Source organism: Microvirga sp. GN3 (genome assembly GCF_055792825.1).
Genome location: NZ_JBVVAK010000014.1, coordinates 48,893 through 61,798, shown reverse-complemented (window position 1 = coordinate 61,798; position 12,906 = coordinate 48,893). Strand labels below are relative to the sequence as shown.

The following is a 12,906-nucleotide window of genomic DNA, read 5'->3' as shown; positions in this document are numbered from 1 at the left end:
ATGGATTTCTCAAGCTCACGTCGAACGGCCAGGCTTCTTCCCTAACGACGCCAGTATAGGTTATAAAACCTCGAGATAAAGTTACATCTCGGGGGCTTCCATGGCGTTTACGGTGATTCAGGGCGGCGAGATCCGCGTCAACACGACGACGGATAACACCCAGATCGAGCAGAGCATCGCCGCTCTTAGCGACGGCGGCTGGATCGTCACCTGGCGCGACAGCGCCAAAGAAGGCTTCGGCAACGGCCGCGGCATCTACCAGCAGCGCTACGCGGCCAATGGCGAGAAGGTCGGGGAAGAGACCCACGTCAACACCACGGTCGCCGGAGACCAGGAAGCCCCTCAGGTGACCGCGCTGCCCAACGGCGGCTGGGTCATCACCTGGATGTCGGATCACGATCTCGACGGTAACTACCAAATCCATCAGCAGCGTTATGCTTCTAACGGCGCTAAGGCTGGCGGCGAGATCCTTGTCGGCGGCGACACGCTCCCCGGATCTCAGGAGTACCCGTTCGTCACCGCCCTGGAGGGCGAGAATGAGGGCGGCTGGATCGTCAGCTAGCTGTCGGGGACCCTGTCGGACAACACGATTTACCAGCAACGCTATGATTCCGACGGCAATCCCACCGAGGATCCCGACGCAATCTTAACTGGCTCGGGCCTCAGGAAATCGGTGAGCACCGCGGCTCTGCCCAATGGCGGCTGGATCACCATGTGGGCAGGCGGCGGCCCGATGGGCGGCGGGGCCGTTCAGTATCTCTTCAACGCGAACGGCACCGCGAACGGAAAACCCGTCACCATCCATAGTGACCCGGCGCCGTTTCTCCCGGGTCCCAGCGTCACGGTTCTCGTAGATGGCGGCTGGGTCGTGACTTGGTCGGCCTTAGACAGCGGAGGAGCGACTTCGACCGTCAAGCAGCAGCGATTCCTGCCAAACGGAACGGCGGCGACACCCATTGAACGCGTCAACACCACCGAGGCGGGCGTCCATGTGAACGGGCAGGCCAAGGCCCTGCCGGATGGCGGCTGGATCGTGACCTGGGCGGGCGACGGCAGGGATGGCTCCAACACTGCCATCCTGCAGCAGCGCTACGACGTGAACGGCAGCAAGGTCGGCGGCGAGACCATCGTCAACACGACAACGGACGGACGGCAGTTCTCCCCCGTCATCACGGTGCTGAAGGACGGCTCATGGGTCACCGCGTGGTGGTCCTCCTCGCTCGATCAGGAGGGAGCGGGCGCCGACATCTACCAGCAGCGCGCCTCCGGCGAATTCCTGACGGTCGCCGTCGACAAGGCGACAGGGACGGATGGCGACGAAACATTGTACGTTGCGTCCGGCACCCTCAATGCCGGCGATGAGCTCAACGCCCAGGGAGGCGAAGATACATTGCGAATGGAGGAGGCCGGCCCTCTCGACCTCACGGCTCCAGCCATCTTCGCCGGGTTTGAAATCGTTCAGGGATCAGTCGGCAACGATACCATCATCGTCAGCGCCAATCAGCTTTCTGAGCTGACGGCCATCTATGGTAGTGACGGCCTCGATACGCTCCGACTGACGACATCCGGTACCCACGACTTAATCGTCAGCCAATGGTTCGAGACCGTCGAAGGCTCGGACGGCGACGATACCTTCATCGCCGGTGATGCCCAGATTGCTGACCTTCTGACCATCGACGGGAAGGGCGGCACGAATGTTCTGCGCCTCGTGGGTGACGACGCATTCGATTTGGCCGCCCTGACGATCGCGAATTTCTCGGACATCGTTCTGACGAATGCATCGGGCACAACAGTCACGGTTGCCGACAAGGCGACGGCGCTTCTCCTGAAGGCTGAGGCCGGCAGCAACGACCGCGTCGACCTCAATACCGACGATGTTTTCTCGCTGGCTCAGCGAAGACAATTGTTCCGCCAGGGGATCGAAACCATCACCGATGCCGAAGGCACGTATACCAACGCGGCGCCGACCAAGATCGCGCTCGGAGGCGCGCGCGTCAGTGAGCTCTCGGCACCGGGAACGCAACCGGGCCTGCTCTCAGCCGAGGATGCGGACGCGGAGGAGGAATTCACCTTCGAGCTTCTCGACGATGCCGGCGGGCGCTTCATGCTGTCCGGGGATACGATCCTGGTGAAGAACAGCCTGGCTCTCGATTTCGAGCAGGCCTCATCCCACCGGATCAAAGTGCGCGTCACCGACGCGGGCGGACAGACCCTGGAGCAGGAGATCGCGATCACGCTCATCGACGTAAATCCCGAAACCGTGACGGGAACGGCCGCGGCGGACAGGTTCGTTGGCGGGGAGAGTAGCGACAGGCTGAGCGGAGGCCTCGGCAACGACACCCTGATCGGTGCCGGTGGCGACGACGGCCTGGAGGGCGGCGAGGGCGTCGATCATCTCTCTGGCGATCTCGGCAACGACATGCTTTCCGGCGGTGCGGGAGCCGACACCCTGAGCGGCGGCGGCGGGAACGACACCTATCTGGTGGAGACCGGCGATGTGATCGTCGAAGCCGCCGGCGGTGGAGCGGACACGGTTCTCACCGATGCAAGCTTCAGCCTTGCTGCCTTCTCCGAGGTCGAGATCCTGATGGCCCGTGAGATCGGCGCCGGTACGGCGCTCAATCTGACCGGCAACGCGAGGGCCAACACGCTGGTCGGCAACGCGGGCAAGAACCAGCTCAACGGTGGAACGGACAACGACACGCTGACGGGCGGCGCCGGCAAGGACGAGTTCGTCTTCGCTGCCAAAGTCGACAAGAAGTCGTGGAAGGCCAATCTCGATAAGCTCGCCGATTATGCGGTGAAGGACGATTCCATCCTGCTCGACAAGGCCATCTTCAAGAAGCTCGGCAAGGGCACGCCGCAGAAGCCGGTCAAGCTGAACAAGGACTTCTTCGTCGTCGGCTCGAAGGCGAAGGACAAGAACGACTACCTGATCTTCGATCCGAAGAAGAAAGTCCTGCTCTACGATGCCGACGGCTCCGGCAAGGGTGCGGCCTATCAGATCGCCACCTTCGACAAGAAGCTCAAGCTCGCCATGAATGCGGCGGAATTCCTCGTGATCTGACAGGCGCCTTTTTCCGTCATGGATGACCATTTTTCCGTCATAGGTGACAGCGCGCGAGAAATTTGGCATCTGACCGGCATTGTTCTTGGGAACGCAGCCGATGCTCAAAGTCCGCCTCATCCCCTGTCTCGACGTCAAGGATGGCCGTGTCGTGAAGGGCGTGCAATTCGTCGATCTCGTCGATGCCGGCGATCCGGTCGAGGCGGCCAAGGCCTATGATGCGGCCGGCGCCGACGAATTGTGCTTCCTCGACATCACGGCAAGCCACGAGGCGAGGGGGATCCTGCTCGACGTAGTGCAGCGCACGGCGGAAGCCTGCTTCATGCCGCTGACCGTCGGCGGCGGCGTGCGCAGCGTCGAGGACATCCGCAAGCTCCTGCTCGCCGGTGCCGACAAGGTCTCGATCAACACCGCCGCGGTCAAGAACCCGGATTTCGTGCGCGAGGCGGCGGAAAAGTTCGGCAACCAATGCATCGTCGTCGCCATCGACGCGAAAAAGGTTTCGGGGACAAGCGAAGAGCCGCGCTGGGAGATCTTCACCCATGGCGGACGCAACGCCACCGGCATCGATGCCATCGCCTTTGCCAAGCAAGTGGCGGAACTCGGGGCAGGGGAGCTGCTGGTCACCTCCATGGACCGGGACGGCACCAAGGGCGGCTATGACCTCGCGCTCGTGCGCGCCATTGCCGACGCAGTCTCCGTGCCCGTCATCGCCTCTGGCGGCGTCGGCAATCTCGACCACTTGGTCGATGGTGTCGAGAAAGGCCATGCCAGCGCGGTCCTCGCCGCCTCGATTTTCCACTTCGGCACCCACACGATTTCGGAAGCCAAGGGCTATATGGCTGACAAGGGTCTGAAGATGCGGCTGGACGAGCCGGCGAAGAACGCCGCCTGAGCAGAAGGACAGACTATGACCTCCTTCACCCTCAACGACCTCGCCCGCATCGTCGCCGAGCGCGCGGCTGCGCCAGCCACGGAATCCTATACGGCCAAGCTGATCGCCGGTGGGCCGGCGAAAGCGGCCAAGAAGCTGGGGGAGGAGGCGGTGGAGGCCGCCATCGCGGCCGTCGAAGGTGACCGGCAAAACCTCACGGCCGAGGCGGCGGATGTGCTGTATCATCTTTTGGTCGTGTTGCAGGGCGCAAACATTCCGCTAAGTGACGTCATGGCCGAACTGGAGCGCCGCACGGCGCAGTCGGGTCTTGCGGAGAAGGCCGCACGCAAGACTTAAAACATGGAAAAGAGGTGGTTCGCATGGACCAGCCCAACCTGATTTCCGCCGATGAGGACGATGACGGCCTCTCGCCCTATCGCACCTTCTCCCGCGACGAATGGGCCAAGCTGCGCGCCGATGCGCCGATGACGCTGGCCGCCGACGAGGTGCTGCAGCTGCAATCCCTCAACGATCCGATCTCCCTCGATGAGGTCGCGGCGATCTACCTGCCGCTCTCGCGCCTGCTTTCGCTCTACGTTGCGGCAACCCAGGGGCTGTTCAAGGCGACCCAGCGCTTCCTTCTCGCCGAGCAGCAGGAGAAGGTGCCCTACATCATCGGCGTGGCGGGCTCTGTCGCAGTCGGCAAATCCACCACCGCCCGCGTGCTGAAAGCTCTTCTCGCCCGCTGGCCGAACACGCCGAAGGTCGATCTCGTCACCACCGACGGGTTCCTGCTGCCCAATGCGGAGCTGACCCGGCTTGGCCTCATGGAGCGCAAGGGCTTTCCCGAGAGCTACGATACCGGAAAGCTGCTGCATTTCCTCGCCGACATCAAAGCCGGCAAACGCAACGTGAAGGCGCCGCTTTATTCCCACCTCGTCTATGACGTGGTGCCCGGCGAGGAAACCGTGGTCGACCGGCCGGACATTTTGATTGTCGAAGGCCTCAACGTGCTCCAGCCGGCGCGCATGCCGAAGGACGGAACCGCCATCCCCTTCGTGTCCGATTTCTTCGACTTCTCGGTCTATATCGACGCGGACGAGGAAGATCTGCACCGCTGGTATGTGAGTCGATTCCTGCGCCTGCGCCACACGGCCTTCCGTGATCCGCTGTCCTATTTCCGGCGCTATGCGGAACTGCCCGAGGCGGAGGCGATCAACATCGCCGATGGCTTGTGGAATCGCATCAACCTGGTGAACCTGCAGGAAAACATCGTGCCGACCCGTCAGCGCGCGAGCCTGATCCTGAAAAAGGGCCCGAGCCACCGGATCGAGACGGTGGCGCTGAGACGACTCTAGGGCATCGGACCCAAAGGTCCGCACGATGCGCTAGTCCTGAAACGTCGTTCCCACGCGGCGCACCGTCGAGAAGCGGCTCTTGGCATAAACGGACGTATAGGGCACCTGAACGTATTCCAAGGTCTTGCGGGCAGCCCAGCCCGGCAGCGTGGCCCTGTACCGAGCGAAATTCGGATTGGGTCCCGTTCCGAAGAGCACCTCGTTGAGGTTCAGCCCCACCCCGACATAGAAGGAGCGCTCGATCGGATAGCCGAGCTCGCGCTCCTTCTCCTCGAAACCACGCGCATCGAAGCCGACGTGCAGTTCTGCGTAGCGGAAGGGAGTATCTTTAAGCGTTTCGAACCCGCTGCCTTTCAGCGCCATGATGTAGCGCTGGCGCTCGTACGGGGGGAGAATACCGTTCTCCCCCGTGATGCCGGGCCGCTCGTAGCTTGCGGGCGTGTACATGAACCGCCAGTCCAGCTTCTCACTCAGCCCGGGAACGGAGTTCCGGACGATCGAGAAGAGCGCACCAACGCCGTTCGCCACGATATCCTCGCGCGAGAAGCGATGCCGACCCGTGAACCCGTCCATGGTTTCGGCGAGCCCCATGATGCCGAATGCGACGAGTGCGGCTGTGATCGGGGCTCCTATGGGATTCGACGCATTGGCCCGGATCCTATCCGTCAGGAGGTCGGCGATGACGTAGGTCGAGAACGAATGGCCGATCTTGTCCATGCCGCCGTGGCGGGTGTTCTTGGCGAACCATCCTTCCTCGATGGTCTGAAACCCGGAAGTGTTGCCCCAATCCCAGTCCTTGAAGCCGACAATGGCAAATCCTGCTCCAACGAGGGCCAGCTCCCATCGGATCGCATGCAGATGATCGCCCAGTTGGCTGACTGAATAGAATGTCGGAGGGATTGGCGTCGGCTCGAGGCTTGCCTTCGTAGCCGGCATAGCCGTGGTGGCCGCGACCGCAGGCGTTCTCGTATGGTGCCCCTTCGCTCGGGCCACAGAGCGGGACTCCGATGTTCCGCTCGGTTGCGCCAGGGATATCTCAGGGCGCAAAACGGCGCCCAGGATTGCAAAGCAAGCGATAAAGGCGACCACCCGCATTGGCCAATCCTCTTCCAATGCCCCCTGGGAGGATCTTTCTATGGCAAGTGGCGGAACGCAACCCCTCGGCGAACGCTAGGTCCCGCCGGGCCAAGAAGTTGGCGACAAAGGTAAACGGAAAAGCGCCAACCATTCCGTAACCGTGGGCGTTGTGCCTCCAGATGAACGGAGGCCCCATGACATCGCAGCCGGTCGACGAAAAGCTCAAGCGCAGCGCCGAGCACGCCAAGGAGGCGGCGGCTCAGACCCAGGAGGCCGCCGAGCAGACGCAGGAAGCGGCCGAACATACGCAGGCTGCCGCCACAACCACCGCCGTCGCCAGCGTGCAGATGAAGGACAGCGCCGACCGGCGCACGGAACTGGCCGCCAACCGTACGGTCTTTGCCGCCGAGCGCACCTATGCCGCCTGGGTACGCACCGGTCTGGCGTCGCTGGCCTCCGGCATCGGCGCGAAGAAGCTTTTGGAAGGTGTGGTGCCAGACTGGATGATCATCTCCACCGGCTCAATCCTTGTGTTTTTCAGCGCTTTCTGCTTCGCCTCTGCGGTCTGGCGCCAGATTTTTACGGGCGCACAGCCGCCGCAGCCCGACGTACAGCGGATCCCGCCGTTCCTGCTCGTGATCTTCAACGGCTTCCTGGTACTCGTCGCGCTCGCTGCCCTGCTCAGCATCTGGTTCGGGCGCACGGGATGGGATTGAGGACGGTCTCTGCCTCTTTGGGCGGAGTCCGTTCTGCGGTAATCTTTGCCGCTTGAAGCCTTGCGGTAAAACGGTCGATCCGATGAAAGCCCGGCAGATGGCGCTCACGCGCGACCTTGTGACGCTCGTTCATCGTGTCCTGGACGATCCCGGCCCCGAACCCGGTCTCGTCTATCACACCGAGGACGATTACGACGCGATCGTCCAAGCCACGCTGTCGTCGCATCCTGCCGGCGATGATGCCTGGCTCTTCGTCTATGGCTCCCTGATCTGGAAACCGGAAGTGGATCATGTGGAGGCGCGGCGGGGCACGGCCCATGGATGGCACCGATCCTTCTGTTTCAGGATCACCCGCTTTCGCGCGACGAAGGATCGACCCGGCCTCATGATGGCGCTCGACCGAGGGGGGCAATGCCAGGGACTTCTCTACCGGCTCCCGGGCGCATCGTTGCAAGCCCAATTGGGAAAATTATTTCGCCGCGAGTTCACCGCGAAGCCGCCCAACAGCATGCCGCGTTGGATCAGAGTTACGACCGAAGACGGCCCTGTAACGGCCCTTACCTTCGTCATGAACCGCAAGGCACCGGCTTATGTCGGACGCCTTGCATCCGAGGAGGTGGCCGATGTGCTTGCCAGAGCCTGCGGACATTGGGGTTCAGGCGCTGAATATCTCCACAACACGGTCATGCATCTGGAAGAGCACGGCATCCACGACAGCAACCTCTGGCGATTGCAGAAGCTCGTAGCGGCAAAGATCGACGAGATGGCGGACAGGTGATGCCACGATCCTAAGGCCGTGGCATCATTCTGGGGATTTCCCTCAGGCGAACAATCCTTCCTGCTGCGCCAGCTCACGCAGGTTCGTCTGCGGGCGGGCGCCGAGGTGGCTGATGATTTCGGCAGCGGCGAGGCCGCCGAGGCGGGCGCAATCGGTGAGGTCGAGGTTTTTCACCAGGCCGGCGAGGAAGCCGGAGGCGAAGAGGTCGCCGGCGCCGGTGGTATCGACCACGCGCTCGACGGGGAAGGCCGGCACGGCCTTTGTCTCGCCGCGGCTCACGATCAGGGCGCCTTCCGCCGAGCGGGTGATGGCGCCGAGCACGTTCTCCTCACGCAACGCAGCAAGTGCGGTGTTCGCGTCGGACGTGCCGTAGAGACTCTGCAATTCGTGGATGTTGGCGAAAAGGATGTCGAGGCTGCCGTCGCGCATGAGTCCCAAGAACTCGTCGCGGTAGCGGTCGACGCAGAAGGCGTCGGAAAGGGTGAGCGCGACCTTGTTGCCGGCCTCGTGGGCGATCTTCACCGCCTTGCGGAAGGCTTCCTTGGCGGCCGGGGGGTCCCAGAGATAGCCTTCGAGATAGACGATGCTCGAGGCACGCACCGTCTCCGGGTTCACGTCGTCGGGGGTGAGGTTCTGGCAGGCGCCGAGATAGGTGTTCATGGTGCGCTCGCCGTCCGGCGTCACCAGGATGAAGCTGCGCGCGGTGGCGGGGCCGTCCTCGGCAAGAGCCACATCGTAATGCACGTCGATGGCCTTGAGGTCGTGGGCGAAGAGCTTGCCCGTCTCGTCGTTCTTCACCTTGCCGATGAAGCCGGCCTTGACGCCGAAGGAAGCGGCACCCGCCGCCGTGTTGGCGCCGGAGCCGCCCGACACGATGATTGCCGGGCCCATGTCGCCGTAGAGCTCCTCGGCGCGGGCTTCGTCGATGAGCTGCATGGCGCCCTTGTGGACCTTCTTCTGCAGGAGGAAGGCCTCATCGGTATGGGCGAGCACGTCAACGATGGCGTTGCCGAGGGTGAGAACGTCGATGCGGGTCTGGGACATTAGGCAACCGGGATTATGAAAAGACGGGGCGCTTTCGCATCCACCGCCCCTGCGGTCAAGTCCAGCGCATCGTGCGGAAAAGTGGATCCGGTTTTCCGCGCTCAACGATGCACCGCTGAGAGATGAGCATCGAATAGATCCTAAAAGTGGATTCCACTTTTAGGTCCGATGCTTAGTCATTTCAGACCGCGTCCTGCACCGCCTGGATCGGCACGGGCGCGCGGCGATCCCTGTTCTGTACATTGTCGAGAATGGCAAGCATATCCTCGAGTTCGGCCTTGGAAAGGTTGCGGATCTCGCGGGCGAGGCGATTGGCGAGCAGGGTCGCCTTCGGATCGCCACCGGCCGTGTCGATCTTCACCTTGGGATCGGAGAGGTCGGCGAGGCGGGTCAGCTCATCGGCCTCGTCCCAGATGATGTGAAAATACTGCAGCACTCCCTGGATCAGCGCCCAGGTCGGTTTACCGCGCTCACCGCGCTCCAGCGCAGAGAGATAGGCACTCGACACACCGAGATGTGCGGCCATGTCCTTCAACATCCGCCTGCGCTCCTGGCGCAGCTGCCGCACCCGTTCACCGAAAGGAGTCATGGATCTATCCCGCACCCCGCCGGCGGCGGAGCCTGACATAGAGTGCACCGGATCCGCCATGCTGAGGAGAGGCTTCCTCGAAGCCGATCACGAGCGAGCGAAGGTCGGGCAGGCGCAGCCAATGGGGAACCATGCGCTTCAAGACGCCACGCTCCTCGAACATCCCGCTGCTGATGGCTGCGCCGCCCTTGCCGGTGATGATCAGAACGAGCCCGTAGCCGGAGCCCTGTGCCCGGCGAAGGAAGCTCAGAAGAGCGAAATGGGCCTCTTCCTGTCGCATCCCGTGCAGGTCGATGACGCTGTCCACATCCTTGCGGCCGCGCCGGAGGGCCTGAAGCGTCTTGCGCTCCACGGGAGAAAGCGGTGGCAGGGCCGGTTTCGCCTGGGGTGGGAGCGGGGGCAGAACAGGAGCGAGGGCCACGATCTGCGGGGCAGGAGTTGTCGCGCGCTTCGCCTCGGGTTCCGGTTCGGGCGGCAGGAGCTTTCCCGTCATGGGCTTTACGTGCCTGGCCACATGCGACCAGAGCCGCTTCTCCTCGGGGCTGAGCTGGCGGGTGCGGCTTTTCTTGGTCATGAACGGGGTTTGGGCTGCAGAACCACAAAGCGGACCGAGTGGCGCAGCAGGCCTGCGCGCCGCCCCGCCTCCTCGCCGCTGCCGAAGAAGAAATCGCCACGCGCCGGGCCGACGATGGCCGAGCCCGTGTCCTGCGCGATCATCAGCCGCTGCAGGGGTTCGGTCTTGTCGAGCGTCAGTGGCAATTGCCCGTCGAGCCAGACGGGCAGGCCGTAAGCCCAAAGCGACCGGTCGACCGCGAGGCTCCGGCCGGGCACGAGCGGGGTACCGGCGCCGCCTATAGGTCCGTCCTCGGGGGCAAGCTCGCCCGCCTCGCGGAAAAAGATATAGGATTGGTTCTGCCGCATCAGGGCCTTGGCCGGCTCGGGATTGTCTTCGAGCCACCCCATGAGCTTTGCCAGTGTCATGGTCTCCAAATCCATCTCGCCCTGCTGCACCAGCAGGCGGCCGATGGAGGTATAAGGCCGTCCGTTGCGGCCGGCATAGGCCACTCGCATGACCGAGCCATCGTTCAGGCGGATGCGGGCCGAGCCCTGCACATGGATGATGAAGGCTTCGCCTGGCCCGCGGAGATAAACGATGGGTTTGGCGAGCCGGCCTAAGGCCCCTTCCTCGATGGCGGCGCGATCCGGATAGGGCTCGTAACCATCCTTGGTCCGCCGGGCGGCCTGTAGGCCCCCGTCGAGGCCGGGGAGGGTTTCGCCCTGCGGAATAGTGACGAGGTCGCCAGGGCGGTCGAGCAGGGGGACGCGATAAATGGCGTCCGGCGTGCGCGAGCCCTGGAACTCAGGCTCGTAATAACCGGTGAGAAAGCCGTTTCCGGAGAGCGGGGCCACGCTGACGGGCTGAAAATGAGTCTCGAAAAAGCGTTTGGCCTCGGCCTTGCCAAGACCGGGTATCTTCAGGGCCTCGCGACAGACGGCCAGGAGGTCCTCCTGAGGCGCCTGGGCCGGGCGCAGCTCGGCGGCGTTTACCTCGAGCGCCCGGCAGGAGCGCAGGAAGGCCCGAAAGGCGGCAGCGTGATCGTCCGCCTCCCAGCCGGCCAGATCCGTGAAGGGCAGGGGCTCAAGGCGCGCCTGATCCTCGAGCGCCGATCCGGCGGCAGCGGACATGCTCAGCGTCCAGACGAGGGAGCAAGCGAGGAGGGCCCGCCCGACATGCCTCATTGCCCCGCTTCGGTCGCCACGAGCTGCCAGTTGGGATCGCGGCTGCCGAGCGTGCGGGCGAAGGTCCACACGTCAGTGACGTCAGCCACGGTCTCGGGGCTGCCATCGACCACGTTGCCGGAGGCGTCGCGGGTGACCGTAATCAGCTTGGAGAGGAAGCGCACCACGATCTGGGCCGTCTTGCCCTGGAGCTCGGCCCCGGCCATCTCGGCCTTGTCGATGGATACGAAGGTGGTCTCGACCGTCTCGCTCCGGCGCTCACGCTCGGTGATCGCCCGCTCGAAGCCTTCGTAGACGTCGCGGGAGAGAAGATCCTTCAGGGTCTTGCGGTCCCCTTGCGCGAAGGCGGAGACGATCATCTCGTAGGCGGCCTTGGCGCCTTCCAGAAACTCGGTCGGATTGAAATTCGGCTCAAGGCGGGCAATCCCGTCGAGGGCCTGGGACATGGGCGTGCCGGGCTCGGCGATGCCTTTCCAGCGCTCGGCAGACTGAACCTCGGCGGCGGGGCGGGTGCCATTGGCGCCAGGCAGGCGCACCACATTGTGATCCGGCTCGGCCGGCGCATTGCCGGGACGAAGGGGCGCATCGCGGCGCGACATCGGGTCGAAGGGCGGCTGCTCGTTGCCGGTCTTCTGCCCCAGGACGGAGCGAAGACGCCAGATCACGAAAACGGCGAGTACGATAAAGATAAGGGTCGTGATGTCGAAGGAATCCTGCATCGTCGATCCGTTGTGAGCCTGCCCGCGCCCGGTTGCCGCCGGGCGTTGTGTCAAGGAGGCGAAGGTGTCATCCTTCGCATATGGGGTCTTGAGGTCGTAACATCCACCTCTGCGCCCGACAAGCGAATGCATGGGCTCAAATCTCGCTTCGCGCAAATCTTGCCTCAGCTCTGAGAAGCTGATAGCGCGAAGGCCCATGGCCCGAAGCGAGCCGGCGCTTTGCTTGACGACGTATCCCGTCCGGGCCCCACGAGACACCCCTTAGGGAGCAAGAAACCCATGGCCGAGAATCCGGCAAACAACGGAGCGCCCGCGCTCAACGCCCTTGCGCAGTACTGCAAGGATTTCTCCTTCGAGAACCCCAACGCCCCCCGCTCCCTGCAGCAGCAATCGGAAGGCCCGCAGATCAACCTGCAGGTCAACGTGAATGCCAAGCAGCTGGCCGAGGCCGATTTCGAGGTTGACCTGACCCTCGAAGGCGATGCCAAGATCGGCGGCAAGGATGTGCTGTTCGCCTTCGAGCTGACCTATTCTGGCGTGTTCCGCATCCAGAACATCCCGCAGGAGCAGCTGCATCCGGTGGTAATGATCGAGTGCCCGCGCCTGCTCTTCCCCTTCGCCCGCCAGATGGTGGCCGATGCGGTGCGCAACGGCGGCTTCCCGCCCCTCTATATCGACCCGATTGACTTCGTCGCCCTCTACCGCCAGCGCGCTGCCGAGGTGCAGGGCCAGCAGGGCAACGGCCAGACGCTGTCGTAAGCGCTCGGACGCGTTTCAAATATTTTCGGATCGGGCGAGGCGGCCTCCGCTTCGCCCGATTTGTTTTTGGAGACGCTCTCCCGGCTGCGAGAGCGCAGTCTTGCTCTCCAAGCAAACATGTTGCGGTAATAATACACCCTTGCAAAACCTTCGCTGTTTGCCCCAAAGGCAAGTCCCCTGAGAAG

Annotated in this window: 14 protein-coding genes; 8 read left to right on the top strand and 6 right to left on the bottom strand. The window is 63.5% G+C overall.

What is annotated here, in order from left to right; translation table 11 throughout:
* The first annotated feature begins 100 nt into the window (after positions 1-100).
* From ACS5Q1_RS09590 to coaA, 5 genes are all read left to right on the top strand, one after another.
* Positions 101-562, top strand: a complete 462-nt coding sequence (locus tag ACS5Q1_RS09590) for a hypothetical protein (RefSeq protein WP_473097935.1) — start codon at positions 101-103, stop codon at positions 560-562.
* Positions 563-673: 111 nt separating this feature from the next.
* Complete coding sequence (locus ACS5Q1_RS09585; protein ID WP_473097934.1) at positions 674-3,067, top strand: cadherin repeat domain-containing protein; 2,394 nt, start codon at positions 674-676, stop codon at positions 3,065-3,067.
* A gap of 100 nt (positions 3,068-3,167) precedes the next feature.
* Positions 3,168-3,962 (top strand): imidazole glycerol phosphate synthase subunit HisF, encoded by a 795-nt coding sequence (hisF, locus tag ACS5Q1_RS09580; protein WP_473097933.1) that lies wholly within the window; start codon positions 3,168-3,170, stop codon positions 3,960-3,962.
* A 15-nt stretch (positions 3,963-3,977) separates the two neighbouring features.
* Complete coding sequence (locus ACS5Q1_RS09575) at positions 3,978-4,298, top strand: phosphoribosyl-ATP diphosphatase (RefSeq protein ID WP_203441853.1); 321 nt, start codon at positions 3,978-3,980, stop codon at positions 4,296-4,298.
* Between the two features lie 23 nt (positions 4,299-4,321).
* Positions 4,322-5,299: a type I pantothenate kinase gene (gene coaA / locus ACS5Q1_RS09570; protein WP_203441854.1), complete on the top strand. Its 978-nt coding sequence runs from the start codon at positions 4,322-4,324 to the stop codon at positions 5,297-5,299.
* 30 nt (positions 5,300-5,329) lie between these two features.
* Here the strand turns inward: coaA and ACS5Q1_RS09565 are convergent, their stop codons facing one another.
* Positions 5,330-6,292 carry a DUF2279 domain-containing protein gene (locus tag ACS5Q1_RS09565; RefSeq protein WP_473097932.1) on the bottom strand — a complete coding sequence of 321 codons (963 nt, stop codon included), beginning with the start codon at positions 6,290-6,292 and terminating at the stop codon, positions 5,330-5,332.
* Between the two features lie 278 nt (positions 6,293-6,570).
* Between ACS5Q1_RS09565 and ACS5Q1_RS09560 the strand changes: the two genes are divergently transcribed.
* Positions 6,571-7,092: a YidH family protein gene (locus ACS5Q1_RS09560; RefSeq protein ID WP_473097931.1), complete on the top strand. Its 522-nt coding sequence runs from the start codon at positions 6,571-6,573 to the stop codon at positions 7,090-7,092.
* A gap of 82 nt (positions 7,093-7,174) precedes the next feature.
* Positions 7,175-7,870: a gamma-glutamylcyclotransferase gene (locus ACS5Q1_RS09555; RefSeq protein ID WP_473097930.1), complete on the top strand. Its 696-nt coding sequence runs from the start codon at positions 7,175-7,177 to the stop codon at positions 7,868-7,870.
* A gap of 42 nt (positions 7,871-7,912) precedes the next feature.
* Here the strand turns inward: ACS5Q1_RS09555 and ACS5Q1_RS09550 are convergent, their stop codons facing one another.
* The 5 genes from ACS5Q1_RS09550 to ACS5Q1_RS09530 form a co-directional block, all read right to left on the bottom strand.
* Positions 7,913-8,914 (bottom strand): adenosine kinase, encoded by a 1,002-nt coding sequence (locus ACS5Q1_RS09550; RefSeq protein WP_203441858.1) that lies wholly within the window; start codon positions 8,912-8,914, stop codon positions 7,913-7,915.
* Between the two features lie 181 nt (positions 8,915-9,095).
* Positions 9,096-9,503 carry a helix-turn-helix domain-containing protein gene (locus ACS5Q1_RS09545; protein ID WP_473097929.1) on the bottom strand — a complete coding sequence of 136 codons (408 nt, stop codon included), beginning with the start codon at positions 9,501-9,503 and terminating at the stop codon, positions 9,096-9,098.
* 4 nt (positions 9,504-9,507) lie between these two features.
* On the bottom strand, positions 9,508-10,077 hold the full coding sequence (locus ACS5Q1_RS09540; RefSeq protein ID WP_473097928.1) for a Smr/MutS family protein: 570 nt from the start codon (positions 10,075-10,077) through the stop codon (positions 9,508-9,510).
* On the bottom strand, positions 10,074-11,189 hold the full coding sequence (mltA, locus tag ACS5Q1_RS09535) for a murein transglycosylase A (protein WP_473097927.1): 1,116 nt from the start codon (positions 11,187-11,189) through the stop codon (positions 10,074-10,076). Before mltA ends, ACS5Q1_RS09540 begins: the two co-directional genes overlap by 4 nt.
* A 50-nt stretch (positions 11,190-11,239) precedes the next feature.
* The gene (locus tag ACS5Q1_RS09530) at positions 11,240-11,962 is read right to left on the bottom strand and encodes a Tim44/TimA family putative adaptor protein (RefSeq protein ID WP_473097968.1); all 723 of its coding nucleotides are present in this window, start codon (positions 11,960-11,962) and stop codon (positions 11,240-11,242) included.
* 279 nt (positions 11,963-12,241) lie between these two features.
* On the opposite strand from ACS5Q1_RS09530, the gene secB reads away from it, so the two are divergent.
* Positions 12,242-12,721 carry a protein-export chaperone SecB gene (secB, locus tag ACS5Q1_RS09525; protein ID WP_473097926.1) on the top strand — a complete coding sequence of 160 codons (480 nt, stop codon included), beginning with the start codon at positions 12,242-12,244 and terminating at the stop codon, positions 12,719-12,721.
* Positions 12,722-12,906: the final 185 nt, after the last annotated feature.